24 protein-coding genes and 1 tRNA gene are annotated in these 18,953 nt (G+C 36.9%); 10 read left to right on the top strand and 15 right to left on the bottom strand.

Features of this window, described 5'->3' with window-relative positions; genetic code table 11:
• Positions 1 to 63 precede the first annotated feature (63 nt).
• The 4 genes from J7Q84_RS01480 to J7Q84_RS01495 form a co-directional block, all read right to left on the bottom strand.
• Complete coding sequence (locus tag J7Q84_RS01480; protein WP_209093086.1) at positions 64 to 228, bottom strand: imidazoleglycerol-phosphate dehydratase; 165 nt, start codon at positions 226 to 228, stop codon at positions 64 to 66.
• 58 nt (positions 229 to 286) lie between these two features.
• Positions 287 to 748 carry a DUF1259 domain-containing protein gene (locus tag J7Q84_RS01485; protein ID WP_209092623.1) on the bottom strand — a complete coding sequence of 154 codons (462 nt, stop codon included), beginning with the start codon at positions 746 to 748 and terminating at the stop codon, positions 287 to 289.
• A gap of 188 nt (positions 749 to 936) precedes the next feature.
• The gene (locus tag J7Q84_RS01490) at positions 937 to 2,550 is read right to left on the bottom strand and encodes an MDR family MFS transporter (RefSeq protein WP_209092624.1); all 1,614 of its coding nucleotides are present in this window, start codon (positions 2,548 to 2,550) and stop codon (positions 937 to 939) included.
• 35 nt (positions 2,551 to 2,585) lie between these two features.
• On the bottom strand, positions 2,586 to 3,005 hold the full coding sequence (locus J7Q84_RS01495) for a MarR family winged helix-turn-helix transcriptional regulator (RefSeq protein ID WP_209092625.1): 420 nt from the start codon (positions 3,003 to 3,005) through the stop codon (positions 2,586 to 2,588).
• Positions 3,006 to 3,182: 177 nt separating this feature from the next.
• Here J7Q84_RS01495 and J7Q84_RS01500 point away from each other — a divergent pair, with 177 nt between their 5' ends.
• Entirely contained in the window at positions 3,183 to 3,653 is a 471-nt protein-coding gene (locus J7Q84_RS01500) for a YusW family protein (RefSeq protein ID WP_209092626.1), read from the top strand.
• Positions 3,654 to 3,891: 238 nt separating this feature from the next.
• Entirely contained in the window at positions 3,892 to 4,380 is a 489-nt protein-coding gene (locus J7Q84_RS01505; protein WP_209092627.1) for a PCYCGC motif-containing (lipo)protein, read from the top strand.
• A gap of 263 nt (positions 4,381 to 4,643) precedes the next feature.
• On the opposite strand, the gene mraY is transcribed toward J7Q84_RS01505, so the two are convergent.
• Together mraY and J7Q84_RS18650 are read right to left on the bottom strand one after the other, a co-directional pair.
• Positions 4,644 to 5,594: a phospho-N-acetylmuramoyl-pentapeptide-transferase gene (gene mraY / locus J7Q84_RS01510; protein WP_209092628.1), complete on the bottom strand. Its 951-nt coding sequence runs from the start codon at positions 5,592 to 5,594 to the stop codon at positions 4,644 to 4,646.
• A gap of 112 nt (positions 5,595 to 5,706) precedes the next feature.
• Complete coding sequence (locus J7Q84_RS18650; RefSeq protein ID WP_348519814.1) at positions 5,707 to 6,378, bottom strand: L,D-transpeptidase; 672 nt, start codon at positions 6,376 to 6,378, stop codon at positions 5,707 to 5,709.
• A 208-nt stretch (positions 6,379 to 6,586) separates the two neighbouring features.
• On the opposite strand from J7Q84_RS18650, the gene J7Q84_RS01520 reads away from it, so the two are divergent.
• From J7Q84_RS01520 to J7Q84_RS01535, 4 genes are all read left to right on the top strand, one after another.
• Complete coding sequence (locus J7Q84_RS01520; RefSeq protein ID WP_209092629.1) at positions 6,587 to 7,957, top strand: MATE family efflux transporter; 1,371 nt, start codon at positions 6,587 to 6,589, stop codon at positions 7,955 to 7,957.
• A 294-nt stretch (positions 7,958 to 8,251) separates the two neighbouring features.
• A complete protein-coding gene (locus J7Q84_RS01525; RefSeq protein ID WP_209092630.1) occupies positions 8,252 to 9,241 on the top strand; it encodes a L,D-transpeptidase family protein in 990 nt (329 codons plus the stop codon).
• A 226-nt stretch (positions 9,242 to 9,467) separates the two neighbouring features.
• Complete coding sequence (locus tag J7Q84_RS01530; RefSeq protein ID WP_209092631.1) at positions 9,468 to 10,400, top strand: SH3 domain-containing protein; 933 nt, start codon at positions 9,468 to 9,470, stop codon at positions 10,398 to 10,400.
• Between the two features lie 199 nt (positions 10,401 to 10,599).
• A tRNA-Ala gene (locus J7Q84_RS01535) sits at positions 10,600 to 10,672 on the top strand.
• 347 nt (positions 10,673 to 11,019) lie between these two features.
• Here J7Q84_RS01535 and J7Q84_RS01540 read toward each other — a convergent pair.
• Both J7Q84_RS01540 and J7Q84_RS01545 read right to left on the bottom strand, forming a co-directional pair.
• On the bottom strand, positions 11,020 to 11,166 hold the full coding sequence (locus J7Q84_RS01540; protein WP_209092632.1) for a hypothetical protein: 147 nt from the start codon (positions 11,164 to 11,166) through the stop codon (positions 11,020 to 11,022).
• Between the two features lie 71 nt (positions 11,167 to 11,237).
• Positions 11,238 to 11,474 carry a hypothetical protein gene (locus J7Q84_RS01545; RefSeq protein ID WP_209092633.1) on the bottom strand — a complete coding sequence of 79 codons (237 nt, stop codon included), beginning with the start codon at positions 11,472 to 11,474 and terminating at the stop codon, positions 11,238 to 11,240.
• Positions 11,475 to 11,738: 264 nt separating this feature from the next.
• Here J7Q84_RS01545 and J7Q84_RS01550 point away from each other — a divergent pair, with 264 nt between their 5' ends.
• A complete protein-coding gene (locus J7Q84_RS01550; protein WP_247739021.1) occupies positions 11,739 to 11,969 on the top strand; it encodes a hypothetical protein in 231 nt (76 codons plus the stop codon).
• 287 nt (positions 11,970 to 12,256) lie between these two features.
• Here the strand turns inward: J7Q84_RS01550 and J7Q84_RS01555 are convergent, their stop codons facing one another.
• Entirely contained in the window at positions 12,257 to 12,655 is a 399-nt protein-coding gene (locus J7Q84_RS01555) for a hypothetical protein (RefSeq protein ID WP_209092634.1), read from the bottom strand.
• A 123-nt stretch (positions 12,656 to 12,778) separates the two neighbouring features.
• Between J7Q84_RS01555 and J7Q84_RS01560 the strand changes: the two genes are divergently transcribed.
• Positions 12,779 to 13,018, top strand: coding sequence for a hypothetical protein (locus J7Q84_RS01560; protein ID WP_209092635.1), 240 nt, complete (start codon positions 12,779 to 12,781; stop codon positions 13,016 to 13,018).
• On the opposite strand, the gene J7Q84_RS01565 is transcribed toward J7Q84_RS01560, so the two are convergent.
• A complete protein-coding gene (locus J7Q84_RS01565; RefSeq protein ID WP_209092636.1) occupies positions 13,015 to 13,572 on the bottom strand; it encodes an Hsp20/alpha crystallin family protein in 558 nt (185 codons plus the stop codon). The genes J7Q84_RS01560 and J7Q84_RS01565 overlap by 4 nt on opposite strands.
• Before the next feature lie 74 nt (positions 13,573 to 13,646).
• Between J7Q84_RS01565 and J7Q84_RS01570 the strand changes: the two genes are divergently transcribed.
• Both J7Q84_RS01570 and J7Q84_RS01575 read left to right on the top strand, forming a co-directional pair.
• A complete protein-coding gene (locus J7Q84_RS01570) occupies positions 13,647 to 13,904 on the top strand; it encodes a hypothetical protein (protein ID WP_209092637.1) in 258 nt (85 codons plus the stop codon).
• Between the two features lie 5 nt (positions 13,905 to 13,909).
• The gene (locus J7Q84_RS01575) at positions 13,910 to 14,143 is read left to right on the top strand and encodes a hypothetical protein (protein ID WP_209092638.1); all 234 of its coding nucleotides are present in this window, start codon (positions 13,910 to 13,912) and stop codon (positions 14,141 to 14,143) included.
• A gap of 276 nt (positions 14,144 to 14,419) precedes the next feature.
• On the opposite strand, the gene J7Q84_RS01580 is transcribed toward J7Q84_RS01575, so the two are convergent.
• From J7Q84_RS01580 to J7Q84_RS01600, 5 genes are all read right to left on the bottom strand, one after another.
• Positions 14,420 to 15,763 carry an NUDIX hydrolase gene (locus tag J7Q84_RS01580; RefSeq protein WP_209092639.1) on the bottom strand — a complete coding sequence of 448 codons (1,344 nt, stop codon included), beginning with the start codon at positions 15,761 to 15,763 and terminating at the stop codon, positions 14,420 to 14,422.
• Between the two features lie 206 nt (positions 15,764 to 15,969).
• Positions 15,970 to 16,404 (bottom strand): DUF6526 family protein, encoded by a 435-nt coding sequence (locus tag J7Q84_RS01585; RefSeq protein WP_209092640.1) that lies wholly within the window; start codon positions 16,402 to 16,404, stop codon positions 15,970 to 15,972.
• Positions 16,405 to 16,443: 39 nt separating this feature from the next.
• Entirely contained in the window at positions 16,444 to 17,544 is a 1,101-nt protein-coding gene (locus tag J7Q84_RS01590) for an ABC transporter permease (protein WP_209092641.1), read from the bottom strand.
• On the bottom strand, positions 17,541 to 18,470 hold the full coding sequence (locus tag J7Q84_RS01595; RefSeq protein WP_209092642.1) for an ABC transporter ATP-binding protein: 930 nt from the start codon (positions 18,468 to 18,470) through the stop codon (positions 17,541 to 17,543). Before J7Q84_RS01595 ends, J7Q84_RS01590 begins: the two co-directional genes overlap by 4 nt.
• 18 nt (positions 18,471 to 18,488) lie before the next feature.
• Positions 18,489 to 18,809, bottom strand: a complete 321-nt coding sequence (locus tag J7Q84_RS01600; RefSeq protein ID WP_209092643.1) for an ArsR/SmtB family transcription factor — start codon at positions 18,807 to 18,809, stop codon at positions 18,489 to 18,491.
• Between the last annotated feature and the right edge of the window lie 144 nt (positions 18,810 to 18,953).

Here is an 18,953-nt window from a genome sequence, read left to right on the forward strand (position 1 = left end):
TGTTAACATAAATCCCCCTTCCCTATAGACAAGCCCTTGCTGAATTCAGCAAGGGCTTGTCGGTTAATCTTCATGCTTTTGTTTTGATTTGCTCCCTTTATGAGAACGGTACTCTTTTCCTTTGTTATTGTCACCAACTTGAAACTCACTTCCAAACTCCATTTGATAATGACCTGCCTGCGGAGAGCTTTGATTGCCGCTTCCTTTACTTCCATTTCGATTTGTCATAGGTACACCTGCCCTTTCTAAAAGATATATTTCTTCTCCCATATTCTTTGTTTCCTACTCATTTATAATCCGTTTTATCTATAGCATTTTTTATCGTTTTGGCCAATTTCATTTCTTTTCCTATACCTTGTAAATGTAGATACATAATGCGAGGATGTTCTCCCATCCAATGATTATGTATGGCAGAAATTTCAATCTTTCCTTTACGAAGCTCGTCTATTACAGGGTTAACCTCTGTTTCTAATAATGCCAATTCTCCAAGTACTTTTGTTGCCTCTCCTTGCTTTTCAAAGCTCATATGATATACAAACTCAATCATTTTCGGCTCAATGGCTCTGCTTTGATGAATAAGCTGCTTATTTTTCCGTACGATCTCTATTTTGCATATACCTTTTTCTAGCTCCGCCTTCGCATTAAATATTTTTCCTACCCCATTACAATCGATTGATGTTTCAGCGTACTCCATAGTTGGAAACAATAGAACTCCTGCCGCTAACAGCGCTAGTACTTTCGCTTTCATTTCCACCCTCCTTGTCATAGCTTCCTTCTTTATCTTCCCCTAATGCTGTCTCGTTATAAAGAAAGCCTTCTAAGGCTACAGAGCATTACTCACAAGTAGAAGGTCAGCTAAGGCAATCAGGCAGCTCTCCGGCACTTTATATTTTCCAATCTAAAAAGCCTTCGCTTTTCTAAGCGGAGGCTTTTGCATTATGCCTGTGCGGCAGTTTTGTTATTCTGTTCTTCCTGCTTTGTTTTCTTTATAGAAGTTTTAAGCGGTATTTCCTTCAGAAAAATAGTGAAGAAAATAGCCAAACACATTACAATCGCTCCACTAAAGAACACACCTGATAAGGCAAAGCTCATAGCATCACGCAATGTAACAACAAGATGGATAAACATTTCTTGCATTTGCGCAGGAAGAGTTTGATGAATTGCATCCAATTTTTTTGGATCTAAAAGAACCTGCGGGTTTTTTAAAGCTTCCAGCTTTTGAGCCATCTCCGGCGGAATATTTGCGGCGCTTGCTCCCATCTTGCTAGACAACTCACTCATTTTATCAGTCATACGAGAGCTCATCACTGTCCCCATGATAGCTACACCTACTGTTCCGCCAAGAGAACGGAACAATTGTACTGATGCAGTGGCAACTCCTAATAATTTATAATCTACTGCATTTTGTACGGTTAATGTAAACACCGGCATACAAATTCCTAGTCCAAACCCGACAGTTATTAAATAGGATAAAACAGTTCCTTGCTTAGTCACAACATCCATAAACCCTAATCCAACCATTCCTGCTGTAGTTATAAGTAAGCCCGCATATGCTAACCACTTATATTTTCCAGTACGAGAAATAATTTGTCCGCTGATGGCACTTGCAATCACCAGGCTTATTGTCATCGTCATCGTCAAATAGCTAGAATGCGTTGCAGTAAAGCCTAATACCCCTTGAATAAAAAACGGAATATACATGGCTGCTCCAAACATGCCTACTCCCAATGTAAAAGACACCATATTAGAGATAGTAAAAATTGAATTTTTGAATAGATAAAGAGGTAAAATAGGATTTTCCACTTTTCTTTCCACTATAATAAACACGATAAAAGCAACTACAGAACCTGCAAATAAACCAATAATTTGAGAGGAATCCCAATCATATTTAGAACCTGCCCATGAAAATGCCAAAAGCATGGGCACAATGGTCAATGTAAGAAAAACAGACCCTAAATAATCGACCTTCTTCGATTCTTTTCTATCAACCTTTGGAAATAAAACCCAAATTAATGCAAATGCAACAATACCAAGCGGTAAGAATACCCAAAACACCCAATGCCAATCAAAGTGGTCAACGATATAGCCACCCATTGTCGGTCCAAACACACTTGCAAGCCCGAATACAGAAGTCATCAGACCACTCCATTTGCCTCGCTCTCTAGGCGCAAACAAATCTCCCACTGCTGTAAATGCAGATGACATAATTAGACCTGCTCCGAGACCTTGGATGCCGCGATATAAAATCAATTGATAAATATCCTGTGAAGTACCTGCCAAAAATGCTCCTACTGTAAAAATAAAAATCCCGATTAATAAAAAAGGTTTTCTCCCATATATATCTGATAAACGTCCAACTAAAATAGTCGTCACCGCGGACGTTAACATATAAATCGTGAACACCCAACTATAATAATCCATTCCTCCAAGCTCCGCGATAATGCGAGGCAATGCATTTCCTACAATTGTCTGATTCACAGCAGCAAAAAACATCGCTGCCATGATTGAAATCATAATAATGACTTTTCTCCTTATATCTAGATGCTCCATTATTGTCATCCTCTCGTATTGTTAACAATCCTTGTCTATACTAGCTTTTTAAGCAATGAATTCAAGCTTACTATTTCTTCTTCTGTTAATAGGGAAAATTTTTGTTGAAAGTACTGGTCCTTTACTTTTTCAACATGTTCTGTCATTTGCTTCCCTTCTTCTGTAATTTCCAGCAATACCACTCTTCGGTCACTACTGCTGCGAGATCTTGTTATTAATCCTTTTTGTATCAATTTTTCAGATACTGCTGTAATATGACTGTTCGAAACATTCAATTCTACCGCAATTTTCGAAACCATTTCTTTCTTTTGACGGTACAATATACGTAACACAGTAAATTCATTCCATGGAATATAAGGTTCAAGCAACCTTGTCACTTCACTTTTTAGTACACGAAGCACACCTCCTAAACTAACCGATAATTCTGTACTTGCCTCTTTACGTTTAGTTTCCATTCAAGAATCTCCTTTCTATTTTAAAATATTAATATTTAATAAAGTTAAATAAATATATTATTAAGTATAATACAAAATATAATGATTCGTCACTACTTTTTCAAGGCCACTCAGCAGTATGAATCATTCTAATCTTGGCAATAGATGATAGTACATTACTTGAAAGGATTGAGCATCATGAAACACTATATACGGTTTATATATGTTTTTATGCTTGTTTTTATATCAGCATGCACAAACAACGAACCCTCTAAAAATGAAACAACTGCAAAGCATAATGAACAGCTACAGAAAGTGGCAACAGAGAAAAAGCTGCCGCGCGACATGAATAACCCTCCCTTTACCAAATTTGAGTTGGAAGCTGATTACGGAGCAAATAAAAGTTATGAAGCAGAATATGATGCTCTTGACACACAAGATGAAGCTGAAATAGAAGATTTTATTAACCAAAAGCTTATTAAAGGTCAAGCTGCCGCTGAAATCATCCGCAATAACTTAAAAATTGTTGAAATAGATGAAAAGACGCCGAACCAGCAAGCCGTTGATCAAATAATCGAAGCGTTCCATCTTGAGCATACATATAAAGCAGTGAAAATAGAGGTACAGTTCCCAAGTGGAAAAGAAAAAACATATATAGCGAAACGATAAAAGTACAAATAGAGCCTTCCATTTAAAAACTTAATCATTACAAAGAACATCAGTAATAACACTCCTATCAGTGGAGGTACCTCTCCTCCACTGGTAATTACAACCTCTTGCAGTAAGAATACACATTGACATACTCCTCTCTCTTGATCTTAATTTCAAAATTAATCTCATAACCATGCATGTTTTTTCTTCATTTGCGCATCACATTAAAGAAAAGAAAAATTGAAAGGATTCTCCAATGAAAATATTAATGGAAATTTCTATACTGCTCCTTATTGTCTTTTTTATTCCTATGCCTGCTCAACAGCAACCTAAAGCAGAAGAATATTGTATGCCCGTTGAAATAACCAGCGTTGATATTGCAGAAACGACAAATAGCTTCAGCGAGCTTCCAGCTTTTTTATCTTACGGAAATGCATTTGCTCGAGAAACATATGCTATAGCTGCCGCCCATTATGATCTGCTTCAGTGGATTCCCTGTTATTGCGGATGCGGACAGACCGTACAGCATAAAAACAACCGTGATTGCTTTATACGAGGTATCAAACGAAATGGACAAGTAGTGTGGGATTCCCATGCAATGAACTGCATGAACTGTTTGGAAATTGCAAGAGAAGCTGCGGCATTGCAAGATGCTGGAAAATCAATTTATGACATTCGTAACTACATTGATAACAAATATAAGGTTGGCTATGCGAAACCAACGCCTACCCCTATGCCGAATTAACAAACGAATGCTGTCCTTCTAGCCAAAATGTTCTTCACTAGTAAAAATGCCTATTGTTATGCTGATTGTAGCAACTCATGCAAGTTTTTCTTCCAAATTTATATGCTTTTTTACTCATGACATAGGCATGTACCTCGCTGTACATGCCTTTAGTCTACAATCGCCTAACTCAACGAGTAAAAGTCAAAAATGCCACAGCATTTAAAATAATCCCATCAGATTGAGAAACTGACTATACCAAACGCAACTCTATTTAAATCCGGCTATAAGAAAAAGTACCAGTACAACCACGCGATAAGTACAGCTGTCCAAGCTAAAAGTCCAAACCGAACTACAATTTGATTTTCACTCCATCCATACTTTAATGCAAAGTGATAATGTACAGGAGCCATTTGGAAGATACGTTTCCCTGTTAACTTGAAGGAAGCTACTTGCAAAATAACAGAAAATTGTTCTGCAAAATAAATGATAAATAACAGCGGTACAAGTACTTCCACATGCTCTATTACAACTAAGAAGGATAATATCCCTCCAATCGCCAAACTTCCTGTATCGCCCATAAATGCTTTTGCGGGGTACGCATTATAAATCAAAAACCCGAGCAAACCGCCAATCATTGCAAAACAAAATATTTTTACTTCTATATGATCTGAAATTAAGAAAAAGAAGAAAAATACTGGAATCGAGACAACTGAAAGCAAACCATCCAACCCATCTGTAAAATTAATAGCATTCGCAGAACCGACTACAAATAATACAATTACCCCAATGTACAACAAATTAGGTACATCTAACACTATCCCTTTAAAAACAACAAACTCTGTTGCTAACGTATTATTATGTAGAAAGTAGTAGACAACCCCACCAGAAACAGTAAACTGCAGCAGCAGCTTCATTCTCCCAGAAGCTCCTTTTGGGTCTTGAAAATACGCTTTTTTAAAGTCATCTAAAAATCCGATACAGCCAAATGCAATAAAAATAATACTGAGTATATACATATCAGTATTTCGCATGAACAAGCATGAAATCAGAACACTAACTAGAAAAATAAGCCCTGTCATCAGCGGTGTTCCCTTTTTTGCTTGGTGGTCAGGAGGCAATTCTGCCCGAATCGGCTGTGTAAGGTTATACGCTTTTAGTAATCGGATTAATAAAGGTGTCAAAATTGCAACAGTTCCAAACGAAAACAGTAATGACTGTAAAGTAATCTCCATGGTTCCCCCTTAATAAATTTGCCATTTTATCAAACTGACACCATCAAACATCTATATAGTTATGATGATATTACATGAAAAAGTTCCTGCTTGTAAAAGCAGAAACTTTTGTTTATGCATAAATCTTAAAACCATACTGCAATGCAAGTACATTCCACGGCTCATCGAAGCTTTTTATAATTACAACAGTTCCTACTCCTACTTGCTCAAATAAAAAATGTACATCTTCATCATACATACGAATACACCCGCTAGACACGTACTTTCCGATAGAATACGGATTGTTGTTGCCATGAATCGCGTATGTCGTTCCTTTTGTCCCGTTTACATCTAAACCAATCCAACGATCCCCAAGTGGATTGCTTGGGTCTCCTCCCGGAATATTCTCTTTATAATACGGACGGTTCGTTATCTTGTTGCTGATTGGAAAAATCCCTTCTGGAGTTGGAGTCGAGCGCTTACCCGTTGCTACCGGAAATACCCTTACCAACTGACCTTCTGCAAAAAAGGCTAGTTGATTGGTAGCACGATTAATAATAATGAGCTGCTTTGGAACAGGCGTAAACATTTCCTTCATGCTTTGTTCGTCAAAGCTGTACTGAGGAGCTTTTGAAGGTAGAGAATTCACTAAGTAGACTGTATGCAATTGTTTTTCTTTTGATTCAGCTTTGTTATAAACAAACAATCCTCCCGCAGCTATCATGAAGAAAAAAAATAAAACAGCCCAAATATACCCCTTTTTTCTTTTTTTAGTTCTTTCCGTTCGAGTTATCAATTCTCCCACAGTCTCACCCTTTTGTCCCTTGATATAACCGCTATCTTTATTTTATATGGTAAGGGAACAAAAAGGGCATAACTAAATAACAAAAATTACCATAAAATACACTATGGTATTACATCATTTGACAAACTGTTAGCTGCATCATTATATATATTCCTTAATACTTAATATGGTATAATATATCGTATTTTACATTGAAGGACTGATAAACATGCTAGAGACACATACTCTCTCACAAAAAGGAAAATATTTTTTAGTATTGCTTTTCCCAATCCTTGTTACACAAGTCACTTTATTTGCCATGAGCTTTTTCGATACAATGATGTCAGGCCATGCCAGTGCTGAAGATCTTGCAGGGGTTGCTATCGGATCTAGCATCTGGATTCCAATCAGCACTGGTTTAACAGGTATTTTACTTTCAGTAACTCCTGTGGTAGCCCAACTTGTGGGTGCAAAAAAAGAAAAAGAAGTGGCACCTGTTGTCACGCAAGCCATATACTTAGCATTTGTAATTAGCTTGGCTGTTCTGCTGTTAGGTTTCGTTCTTGTGAATCCCATTTTAGCAGCTATGAACCTGGAACCAACAGTACGTGACATTGCGAAAGGGTTTCTGACTACCCTTTCATTGGGGATCATTCCTATGTTCGTTTATACTGTGCTTCGTTGTTTTATAGATGCACTCGGTCAAACACGAGTCACGATGGTAATCACCTTATGTTCTTTACCAATTAATGTTCTCTTGAATTATCTGTTGATTTTTGGGAATTTAGGCTTCCCGCGACTCGGCGGTATCGGAGCAGGTATTGCTTCTGCAGTGACATATTGGTGTATTTTATTGATTTCAGTCGTCATTATCCGTACAAAGCAGCCGTTTTCCCGTTTTAAGGTACTCCAAAAGTTCTACCCAGTTTCAATATCTGCTTGGAAGGATATCGCAAAGCTTGGTATTCCCATTGGATTCTCCATTTTCTTTGAAACGAGCATTTTTGCTGCCGTCACACTGTTAATGAGCACTTTTGACACCGCAACAATTGCAGCTCACCAAGCAGCACTAAACTTTGCTTCTATGCTCTATATGGCGCCACTTAGTATATCTATGGCAATGACGATCGCTGTTGGGTTTGAAGCAGGTGCAAAACGCTATCGTGATGCACGACAATATGCATTCATAGGAATAGGTACAGCACTTTCTTTAGCCTTGTTTTTTGCGGGTCTTATTTTTATTTTTCACAGCGAGATCGCAGCTATATATTCAAAAGAAATATATGTACAGCAATTAACACAGCAATTTTTAATGTTTGCTATCCTCTTTCAAGTTTCTGATGCGATAGCAGCTCCTGTACAAGGGGCACTGCGCGGATATAAAGATGTAAATGTTACTCTTGTGATGACAATGGTAGCTTATTGGGTGATTGGCCTCCCTCTTGGATTTATTTTGGCAAACTACACCCCGTTCGAAGCAAAAGGATATTGGATTGGTTTAATTTCCGGTCTAGCTTTCGCAGCTGTATTCCTGTCATTTCGCCTTTTCAAGCTGCAGCAGCGCTTTATTGCCGAGCAGGCAAACAATGAAGTAGCATAATAGGAGAGTGAGCACAAAGTATGTCTTTGTACTCACTCTTTTTTTGAAAAAAATGTTAAAAAACCTCTTCCTCATGGCGCAGAAAATCTAGGCTGACACCAATTGGCGCATGGTAGATCAAAAATTCCCTCCTAAAAACACAAAATCCTCTCTCCATCTTATTGACGTATCTGCCTCATTCATTCTATGTACATTACAAAATGTACTATTTGTAAAACAGTTGTAAAGAAGACAACCCCTCTGGACATAGGATAAACCGTGACCATTATTTCTGCTTCGATTGGAGGGACATCATTGCTAAAAAAATCATTTGTGTTCTTTGTAGTAGCTTTCCTTCTGCTGTTCAGTCTAGGCGTTACCCCCAGCTCTGCAGCTGAAAACAAGTTTCTGATTATTAACAAAGCCACAAATCAACTCGCTTACTACGATGGAGGAAAACTAGTAAAGGTATTCAAAGTGGCGACCGGCAGAAGTCCATCGTATACACCAGAGGGGCGCTTTAAAATCGTCACAAAGATTGTGAACAGGCCGTACTACAAAGGTGGTATTCCCGGTGGCGATCCTCGCAACCCTCTCGGTAACCGCTGGCTCGGTCTGAACGCCAGAGGTACATGGGGTACAACCTATGCTATTCATGGCAACAACAATCCTAGTTCTATCGGAAAATATGTATCTAGCGGCTGTATTCGTATGTATGATGAAGAAGTAGAATGGTTATATGACCATATTCCACTCAACACGACCGTTATTATTACAACATCCGGTAAATCCTTTGATGCTATCGCGGCGGCAAATGGATTAGGAACGGCTACTCCTGTTTCTGGAAGCAGTGAAGTACTAAAACAAGGCAGCCGTGGGACTGCAGTGAAAGAACTACAACAAAAACTTACTTCACTTGGCTATAATACAAAGGGTATAGACGGCATATTTGGCCCTAATACCACACATGCTGTTCGCCAATTTCAAGCAACACATGGCCTTTCAGCCGATGGCATAGTAAACTCTGCAACACAAAAAGCACTAGACTCAGCAAAAGGAGGATCTACGCCGCCATCAACAGGAAGCGCATTGAACAACAGCGGTATACTTAGAAAAGGCAGTCGCGGAGCCGCAGTTACAGAGCTGCAGCAAAAGCTTACATCACTCGGATTTGATACAAGGGGTGTAGACGGTATTTTTGGATCGAATACAGACCAAGCCGTTCGGAAGTTCCAAGCAGCACATGGTCTGGCAGTAGACGGTATTGTCGGACTGGCGACAAAACAGGCACTTATGAGCAAATAAAAATTACTATCTAGATAGAGGATACACATCCTCTATCTTTCTTTTTTTACAATCTGTTAATCTATACATAAAAAAAGAAGGATTTTTTCAACTATATTACGAATATTTCTACGATATTACTTTTCTCTCAAATTATCTTCATTTTTCGAGCAGAAAGTATTGTAGTGTAACAGAAAATGTTGTAGTTTATTAGAGAAAAGATACATATCCAGATAGGAGGAATTAAATGAGAAAATTCATAATTGCTTTTGCTTTATTATTTGCATTCCTGATTCCTCAAGAATTTGCAAAAGCAGCTTCATCACCTTCTCAACTTATTATTATTAACACAGCAACCAACAAACTAGCATTCTTTGAAAATGGACAGTTAATGAAAGAGTTCCCTGTTGCATCCGGAAAAAGCAGCACGCCTACTCCTCAAGGAAAGTTCTCTATTGTAAACAAGATTAAAAATCGTCCATACTACAAAAAAAATATTAAAGGTGGCGATCCTCAGAATCCGCTAGGGGATCGTTGGATGGGAATGGATATCTACGGAACACCTGGAAATACATACGCTATTCACGGGAATAATAACGAAAGCTCCATCGGTAAATGGATAAGCGGCGGCTGTGTGCGCATGCATAATAACGATGTTCATTGGTTGTTTGATCAAATCAATGTACGAGCAACTGTTATTATCAAAAACAGTAATTCATCCTATGAATCTATTGCTAAATCTTATGGTATTACGCTCGGTTCGTCTACTCCTGTAGCTACGAAGGGTACTGGAAAAACAACCATTAACTTAAATGTACGGACTGCTCCTAGTACTTCTGCAAGTCGTATTACTACTTTAAAAGCAGGAACAACTGTAAGTATCCTTGAAACCGGAAACGGATGGTACCATATTACAGCAGGCAACATTACTGGATGGGTTTCTGCTCAATACATAAGCGTGTCTAATTCCCAACCTGAAACTAAACCTGAGCCTGCTAAAAATACAGGAAAAACAACCGTTAACTTAAATGTACGGACTGCCCCAAGCACTTCTGCAAACCGCACTACTACTTTAAAAGCAGGGACAACCGTAACCATTCATGAAGAAAAGGACAGCTGGTACCGTATTACAGCTGGAACTACTTCCGGCTGGGTTTCCGCTCAATATATTAAAAAATAATGTATAAAAGCCAGCGTCTCTTAGATAGATGCTGGCTTTACTTATAAATGGAGCGAACGTCATTTATACAACAAGCTATATTTTAGATTAAAAATCACCAATACAGCTTTAATCTCTTTAAGATGCAAAAAATTAAAAATGTTATTGTAATTTTTCTTAAATTTAATTACAATATTACTGTCAGGTATTTATTAGACACGGGGCATTAGCTCAGCTGGGAGAGCGCTACGCTGGCAGCGTAGAGGTCAGGGGTTCGAGCCCCCTATGCTCCATACATTAAAATTTCGGTTATATTTTGTATTACACCTCCTATCGAGCTTTATACAAGTTCATAGGAGGTTTTTCATTGTTAATCAAAACTGTTCAAAAAGAGTTCATTACGTAGAAGCAATTTGAAGTTCTGAAAGAAAGTTTGATTGATTCTTATCTAACTCTCTTTAAATACTAGAACACCTGTCCTTAGAATATATCTACTCGAAAAAACCCTCTTTTAAAATCCACTGAAGAATCAAACAAAGACTACATACTAAAAATTGAGAGCCTATTTAATCGGGCTCTCTTTTCTTTCGGCTCTATTACAGATAGAATCAACCATACTCGTTTCAATTAAAAATTCAGCTTACAAACGGTCATCCTCCCATGCTCTATTGTAATCTTGTATAGCTTCTTTCCCTTTTGAATTTTCCTCTATTTGACTTTGCATAAATTTTTCCTTTTTATGCTGTTCCGTTCGGTTTCTTGGCGTACTCTTTTCTTTTTTCTCCACTTCAACTTCCTCCTGCTGCTCGTTTTAATCTTATTTGTAGTCTAATCACACTATGGAAAATGGAACCATCATTATTTACAAAAAAAACCTAAAGCATACTTTACTCCTTCTTGAATATCATCTGTTTCATAGCCTTCTAATTCCTCAAAGGTTATTTTCATTTTTACGTTTTCTAATTCATAACCGCTGTCTAGGTCAATATCCAGCAAAACTTCATAGCCTTCATCGTTAACACTTGCTTCAATAATGTTGAAGGTCTGAATAGATGTACCTGTTTCATACTCAATAGGTTCTAAAAAATCTGACATATAAACACCACCTTTTCCCTTCATATATAGCTTGCCGCCAGTCACCTGCTTATGTAAAAACTCCCTGCGGTCATATCCGATAGTTTAACCGGACTAGCTGTTGATATTCATACAGCATCACCCTGCATACTTTTTCATTAAAAAATGTGTCGTTGTTCTCTTTCCTAACTTGTTTTGGAAATGTGGTAAGTTTACGAAAAAAGTGTATAAACAGCCTTATAAGGTTAATTCTAAATACATAATAAATGAAAAAAAGGAGATTACATGATGGGGACCTTTGAGATAAATAACATGATTATTGATGATGAGTTTTATGGCGAAGAATCGGTGACAGCTGATTTTACTCATGATAATAAGCAATATAGTATTACTTTTAATAAAGCAGATCTTGAAGTCATTAATGCTTGGGTTTTTGAGGGAAGCGCATCAATTCCAGCACACTTATCAGATAATATTATTGAATCCGTTAGAAATGATGTAAGAAAAAGGATTTAGTCACATGTACTAAATCCTCATTCTACCAAGATATATTGTTCATTTTCACATAGACACGCAAGAAACAAATTAAATTCGTGGACACCTCTCTACATATTTATTTCTATCTATACTGCTTAAAGAGAAAAGATGAAAAATACATATTAGAAGGATAGATTGAGGCTCAAAAATAAACACAGATTTCATATGGTAAACTAGAAAGATAGAATTATAAGGAGTAGCTGCACTATAAAAACGTACAGTAGCGAGTTTAAACAATGTGGTATATCGCGGAAAGTGGAAAATCGTTATGTTATATTTCCTTTTCTTGCCTGAATGTTAACTTTTGGCCCTTTTTCTATAGGTTTCTCCGGCTTCTTTTTTTCCTGCTCCTTTTGTTCTTGTTCCTCTTCTTCCTCTTCCGACTTAGAAAAATCACTTCCGTATGTCGCACCAATATTTAATTTTCCTTTTAACTCTTTAATACCAAGTTGACCAAAGTTATTATTCAACTCAAACTTGTCAAATACAATTTTATCAACATGTACCCTCTCAATGACAACAGGTGGCTGAATCGTATCTTCTTCCTGTTTCTTCTCTAACAATTGTAGTTTCTGAATTTCTAACTCTAATACCCTAAGTTTTTGTTCCAGCTTGCGATACTTGTCATCTTTATTTGAGGAAAAGAATAATTTTTTTAATAGCATACTAAGTCCCCACTTTTATCGCCCTTCTCTGTGGACATTCTTCTTTTACTCAGTATATGTATGTACTACAAGAACATGTCCATATTTCTTACGTAAATTTCTAAAACCAAGGAGGAATACTATATGTTCTTTTTGCCTTCATCAGTAAACTTGAACCATATTAAAATCAATTCTATGGAAAATAACAGCACAATATCAACAGGGTCTACAATAATAACCAATCACAATTCCAAAATTCAAATGAACGAAGGATTCGGGGAACAAAATGCAGATGAGGTTGGCATGTATATCCCTATTTTGTTTGTCGATGATAGCGATGTTATCGACCATGCACTAACGAAAAAAAGATATAACCCTTCTTAATCAATTGGAATAACATCGCCTGTCTGCTCCAATCTTGGATAGCTGACCTGCAGCACACCATTATAAAATTTTGCTGTAATGTTGCTCCCGTTTGTCGGTTCCGGCAACATAATATGACGCTCAAAGGCCCCATGCCTCCGTTCGTATAGAACGACTTCAACTTCGCTTTCTTTGATTATTGATTTCGGAGTTCCTTTTACGATTAAATAGTTTTGATTTATCATCAAATTTACTTCCTCTTTATTCATACCAGGAAGGTCAATTAAAATAATGATTTTCCCATCTTTCTTTATAATATCAACGAGTGGATACCCAGGGTCTCCGTTTGAGTATGCAGGTTGATTAGGATATGGTCGGTGGCTTATATTGTTTCCCTGCGTTTCCACAGGTGGTGTTTGCTTACCGTTCATCATGTCTTTTAGGGTGCTCATCTTATCCTGTGCGTCACCCATAAACGGATTCATCGTATTTTGATCAAAAATATCTTTCCAAAAACCCGTTCCGTATACGTTTGAGGCTAATTCCATTAATTGCTTAATCTTCTCGGCGTCCAATCGTTTCACCCCTTATCCATCATAATTCATCTCAGCAAGGCATATATTAAAAAGCAAAAAGAAGGAGGTCTTTCATGCCTGCACCGGTACCGTATGTTAATATTAATATTTTCTTATTGAAGATAAATTCCTTTGAAAATGCTTCCGCTGTAAATATCGGACAAAACTTATTGGTAGATTGGCACAATTCAGATAAGAAAAATCAAGGCTACGGGCAAAACTTCGGAGACAACAGTGATTTTGTAGCAACACGCAGCGCAGTAGATGACCGGGATCAAATGGATTCTTTAGCATCCTTTGAATCCGGTTCTTCTAACTTAGAAAGGAAGTGAATACTATGAACTTTGCACCAATGGTTGTAAATTTTTTAGGCATGAAAATTAACGCAATCGACAATAACGCCTCGGCAACAGTAGGACCTTACCAGCAAATAGATACCTTTGTTACATCAAAACGCAATTATGGCTTTGGAGAGGAAAACGGTGATTTCAGTTTTATTAACATACCAATTTCCTCGGTAATAGATCCGGACGTTATTGATGCACCGCCTGCTAAAGCGAGTATAATATAACGAGGAAAAGAGGGATTTATCTTGTTGTTTTTACAGCATTTTTGGAAGCAGTGCTACCACATGCTATCTTAAAAACACGAGATAGCATCCCTCTTCCTTCTTTTCTAAATTTCATCGTTTTTACAAGTGGACTAGGGTCTAGTATATTGCACTGCAGAACAGACAAAAAAGCTCCAAAATAGTGAAATTACTAAGGGTCCCCCTTTAACCCATCCTAATATAATTCTTCTTTTATCAAAAATGAAAATAAAAAAAGCTGATTCAAAAAACCGTTTTTTAACGGTCTTTGAGTCCGCTGCTCTTAATTCCTAAAAAGCTCTCAACCTCTTCTCTATTTTTTCTAATCCTACTTTCTAAACTTGTTAAACACATATATAGGGGAACGGACATACTATTTTTGTATTCAGGATTTTCTTTTAATTTGAATATTAATTGTATTAAATCGTCTATACTTTTTATTTGCCATCTATGTTGAGTTCTTGATTCCCTCACCTCTACTTCTAGTGGAATAAGGTCAGATGACTTAGCTTTGATTTTAGTAATACCTACAAATTCCGGTTTTCCTCCTCTTTTTACCCATCTAAAAAAACCGAGAATTTTGGTCTCACATAGTTCTCCACTACTACTGTTAATCAATCCACTCTCTTCCAATAATTCTCTTTCCATACCGTTTATAATAGATTGATTGAAACTAGCCTCATCATAATCATTCCAATCACTTGAACCGCTTCCCGTCGGTACAAATAAATTTGAACTTGATTGTGCATGTTCGTTTTGTTTCCAGATTATCAAATAATTATCACTTGTAAATCCAAGAGTTGAGACACCTATCTCATTATTAATTGTAGAATGTTTAATTTCTTTTATTCTAAATTTATTTTCATATACCTCAAATGGAAAGTAATTTGAACCATTTTTAAATATTAAATCGTTATTTTTTTTATATAGAGCTTTAGTACAAACATGATTTGTTAAAAAAGTATCATAGTAACTTCCCTTATGACAATATATTTTACTCTCATCTGCATAAACATCGTTTGATAAACACAATTTTTTTTGATTGAAAAAGTATTTATTATCCCTGATAGAGTTATTAAAATGATGATTAAAAAATGGTAATAACTCCTCTTTTTCGGCACTTAACATTCGCTTGATTTTTTTCTCTTTATTGTTATTTATTTCCGTTTGAAATACTTTTTCCCATAAAAGATCATTTACTTTTTCTGAATAAAAAACAAAATCATCTTGTGAAGTAATATCTATTCGAGTAAAACCATAACCTTCTTCTACAGTACTTGGATAGATATCATTTAAAAAATAAAGGTTATTTTTATATAAGATACTCTCTACACTATTTATTGAAAAACTGCCTTTATCATTATACTTTTTTAAATCAGTTATCATTTTATATGTATCATAGATGAACTTAATTAAAGATAAAACTGCAACTATGAATATAGAAGCACTATGCAGTATGTTTTTTTCAGTAAGTCCCCATTGCATGAAAAATGCTTTTGTAGAAAAAATAAAAAGGAGCAAGTCTATAATTAAAATAGATGTTTCACTCTTCTTAATAAAAAATAAATATTTGTAGTAATCAAAATACATTCTTATTTTCATTTTTTTCCCCCAAAGAACAACTTTAACCCAATTATAAACTAATTTTGTATTGAAAAGTTAATTGATTTATGCAAGACTCCCAAAAATATTGATATTCCATCCTTTAGACGCTATATTTCTATAATTGATGTCACTAACATATACCAAGGGACCTGAGGGACATAGACAAGAAAAAACACGTTAATTTCTAACGTGTTTTTTTCTCTTTATATACGATTATGGTCAGCTTTCCAATTTTTAATAGCCTTTTTAATATCATTAGGCTTTAACCCTTCAGAAGCAGCGCGCTTACATAAATCAGGAAACTCGGTATCAGCAGCAAATCGTAAAGCAACGATCTGACCCATTGTAAGTGCAGAATCTAGGGGCTTACCTGTTAGCACATAATGACGAAGACTTTCTTCTGCTCGAATGGCCCGGTCCTGTGCTTTAAGTGCGTATGTTCTTACAAGTGCTGCTATAATAACAATAATGATCATAATGAGCACTAGAATAACTGCTTGAAGAATATTTGCTCCATCATTGATAGCTCGGACTACATTGGTAACTGCAGCTACTAGTGTTCCCAAAACCAAAAGTAATAGTACATAATGATACAAAGGATGCATACGAGTATGATTCTTGTAATCTTGTGATTTCATTTGTTTCTCCTCCTATTTTTTAGTATCTATTAATCTTATTTATTCCCATTTAAATGTATAACTTGCAACGATAAACGCTCCAACAAGCCATCCTCCTAAAATCAGCGCTTCAGATCCTAAGCTTATAAACGACGCGCCCACATTCATCGTTTCACGCAATGCGTGACTTAGGTGAGCAATCGGAAGGATGTGTACGATAGGCTGCAAAAATTCTGGCATATTTTTAATTGGGAAAAATACGCCTCCCAGAAATAACATTGGAAAGGATAAAAATCCTGCAATTGGTGCAGCGCTTTCTGGAGTTTTCGCAATACCTGCAATGATAAAGCCAATCGCCATAAATGCCAAGGTCCCTAAAAGAACAAAGCTAACCAAGGTAAACCATGACCCTCTTACCTCAACACCAAAGATTAAGTGCGCTACGCCAAGTACAATAAGAGCTTGCATTCCATTTAGCACAAGCCTTGCTGAAATTTGCGCTGCGATAAAAGTTGAGGCTTTTAGTGTTGTTCCTTGCATCCTTCTTAAAATACCGCGCTCTCGCCATGCTGCTATTTGACCTGCTACTCCATTCATGTTGTTGCTCATAATCATCATGGCAACTATGCCCGGAACTAAGAAGTCAATATATTCTAAATGTAACGTTTTAATGCCCTTTGCTTCCGTTGTAATTACTGGATGATAATCGACTTTCTCTTTACTAATACCATCTACCGCATTATTTACAAGCTGAAGACCAACTTGTGAAGTGGCTAAATTTGTTTCATCATAATAAACAGGGAGAGACAATGGCTTTGCGCTTTCGGATGAGCCGGCAAGACTGTCGCCATAGCCTTTAGGAATAACAACGACAAGCTGAATATCCCCTTTTTTCAACTGTTCAAATGCTTTATCTTTATTGCTTTCTTTTTGTAAATCAATTGCTTCGTTCTGCTTCATAATCGAAAGAAATTCTTTTGATTGTATGGATTGATCTTGATCCACTACACCAATGGACAGCGACACTCCGTTTCCATTCCCTAAAAAGGAACCAAGCATAACCATAAGAAAAATTGGGAATGCCAAGGTCCAAAATAAAACTTGACGATTACGAAGAAAGATACGCAGCTGTGCTAACGTTAATTGCCAATATGCCCTCATGCTTCTCTTAAGCTCCTTCCTGTCATATGTATAAACACATCTTCAAGTGTTGATGTCCGCGTTTGCAGGTCTATCAATTGAAGCTGCTGTTCAGAAGCTAAAGTAATCAGACTAGTTAATGTCGTTTGCAGGTCATCCGTATACAGAACATATGCATCCTTCTGATTCCCCACCTGCTTGACTCCTGCTATTTCAAGTAAATTAATATCACTTTTTTCCTCTTCGAAACGGAACTGCACAGCACTATCAGACTGAAGGTTTTTAACAAGTTCTGAAGGTGTATCCAAAGCGATAAGCTGCCCTTGATCCATAATAGCGATTCGGTCGCATAGCACATGCGCTTCATCCATATAATGAGTCGTCAGTACAATAGTTTTCCCTTTCTCCTTTAGACGAAGAATAATATCCCAAAGTGTTCTTCTTGCTTGGGGATCGAGTCCTGTTGTCGGTTCATCCAAGAAAATAACAAATGGATCATGTACAAGAGCCAAAGCAATGGCAAGCCTCTGTTTTTGTCCGCCCGATAACCCCTTTATTCGATCTTTTCTTTTATCCGTCAAAAGCATGTCATCAATTAATGAAGGAATATCAACATGCTTTGGATAAAAACTTGCGTACAGGTGTAAAATTTCCTCTACAGTAAGCAGTTCAAATAATGAAGTAGATTGTAATTGGACCCCAATAACTTCCTTTACCTTATTTATATTGCTGATAATATCGTACTGGGCAATCTTTGCAGTTCCTTGGTCCGGTTTTCTAAGCCCTACCAGCATTTCCAATGTTGTCGTTTTGCCTGCACCATTAGGACCAAGTAACCCAAATACTTCACCCGTATGCACTTCAAACTCGATACCTTTAACCGCTTGAAACTCTCCATAATTTTTCACTAGATTCTGCACCGTAATAATCACTTCATCAGAATACATTTTTCACACTCCCAACTTCTAATGGTCTTTTCTGAAAAAACGTTTAAATTTAGTTGGACAAAATTTTTTAAAGCGGTTTAGCCACTCACATGCACAATCCATTGATTCTTCTCGAAGACAATAATAACGATTCCTCCCAACCCTTCGGTGCGAAACAACACCGGCCTTCTCCAGCACCTTTAAGTGCTTCGAAATAGCAGGTAATGACATATCAAAAGGCTCTGCTAGTTCTGTAACACTCCTCTCCCCTTTTGATAATACTTCAAGGATGCTTCTTCTCGTAGGATCGGACAATACTGAAAACACATCATTTAAATTTCCATCACTATACTTAACCATATGGTTAAGTATAGTAAGAAAAGTGTTCCCCTGTCAACAAATGAACTTCATCTTCTAATCATGTACTCTATCAATCTTTAACTCTATCTCTCATAAAAATGCTGCGTACCAGTAGCCTAATCAGCAAGCTTTCTAAGAACAATT

Source organism: Bacillus sp. 165 (genome assembly GCF_017742235.1).
GTDB lineage: Bacteria > Bacillota > Bacilli > Bacillales > Bacillaceae_G > JAGHKQ01.

Excerpts from the sequence above, each read along its gene's own strand:
- J7Q84_RS01480 (WP_209093086.1), bottom strand. The coding sequence starts at position 228 with ATGACAAATCGAAATGGAAGTAAAGGAAGCGGCAATCAAAGCTCTCCG.
- J7Q84_RS01485 (WP_209092623.1), bottom strand. The coding sequence starts at position 748 with ATGAAAGCGAAAGTACTAGCGCTGTTAGCGGCAGGAGTTCTATTGTTT.
- J7Q84_RS01490 (WP_209092624.1), bottom strand. The coding sequence starts at position 2,550 with ATGGAGCATCTAGATATAAGGAGAAAAGTCATTATTATGATTTCAATC.
- J7Q84_RS01495 (WP_209092625.1), bottom strand. The coding sequence starts at position 3,005 with ATGGAAACTAAACGTAAAGAGGCAAGTACAGAATTATCGGTTAGTTTA.
- J7Q84_RS01500 (WP_209092626.1), top strand. The coding sequence starts at position 3,183 with ATGAAACACTATATACGGTTTATATATGTTTTTATGCTTGTTTTTATA.
- J7Q84_RS01505 (WP_209092627.1), top strand. The coding sequence starts at position 3,892 with ATGAAAATATTAATGGAAATTTCTATACTGCTCCTTATTGTCTTTTTT.
- mraY (WP_209092628.1), bottom strand. The coding sequence starts at position 5,594 with ATGGAGATTACTTTACAGTCATTACTGTTTTCGTTTGGAACTGTTGCA.
- J7Q84_RS01520 (WP_209092629.1), top strand. The coding sequence starts at position 6,587 with ATGCTAGAGACACATACTCTCTCACAAAAAGGAAAATATTTTTTAGTA.
- J7Q84_RS01530 (WP_209092631.1), top strand. The coding sequence starts at position 9,468 with ATGAGAAAATTCATAATTGCTTTTGCTTTATTATTTGCATTCCTGATT.
- J7Q84_RS01545 (WP_209092633.1), bottom strand. The coding sequence starts at position 11,474 with ATGTCAGATTTTTTAGAACCTATTGAGTATGAAACAGGTACATCTATT.
- J7Q84_RS01550 (WP_247739021.1), top strand. The coding sequence starts at position 11,739 with ATGATGGGGACCTTTGAGATAAATAACATGATTATTGATGATGAGTTT.
- J7Q84_RS01555 (WP_209092634.1), bottom strand. The coding sequence starts at position 12,655 with ATGCTATTAAAAAAATTATTCTTTTCCTCAAATAAAGATGACAAGTAT.
- J7Q84_RS01560 (WP_209092635.1), top strand. The coding sequence starts at position 12,779 with ATGTTCTTTTTGCCTTCATCAGTAAACTTGAACCATATTAAAATCAAT.
- J7Q84_RS01570 (WP_209092637.1), top strand. The coding sequence starts at position 13,647 with ATGCCTGCACCGGTACCGTATGTTAATATTAATATTTTCTTATTGAAG.
- J7Q84_RS01575 (WP_209092638.1), top strand. The coding sequence starts at position 13,910 with ATGAACTTTGCACCAATGGTTGTAAATTTTTTAGGCATGAAAATTAAC.
- J7Q84_RS01580 (WP_209092639.1), bottom strand. The coding sequence starts at position 15,763 with ATGAAAATAAGAATGTATTTTGATTACTACAAATATTTATTTTTTATT.
- J7Q84_RS01585 (WP_209092640.1), bottom strand. The coding sequence starts at position 16,404 with ATGAAATCACAAGATTACAAGAATCATACTCGTATGCATCCTTTGTAT.
- J7Q84_RS01590 (WP_209092641.1), bottom strand. The coding sequence starts at position 17,544 with ATGAGGGCATATTGGCAATTAACGTTAGCACAGCTGCGTATCTTTCTT.
- J7Q84_RS01595 (WP_209092642.1), bottom strand. The coding sequence starts at position 18,470 with ATGTATTCTGATGAAGTGATTATTACGGTGCAGAATCTAGTGAAAAAT.
- J7Q84_RS01600 (WP_209092643.1), bottom strand. The coding sequence starts at position 18,809 with ATGGTTAAGTATAGTGATGGAAATTTAAATGATGTGTTTTCAGTATTG.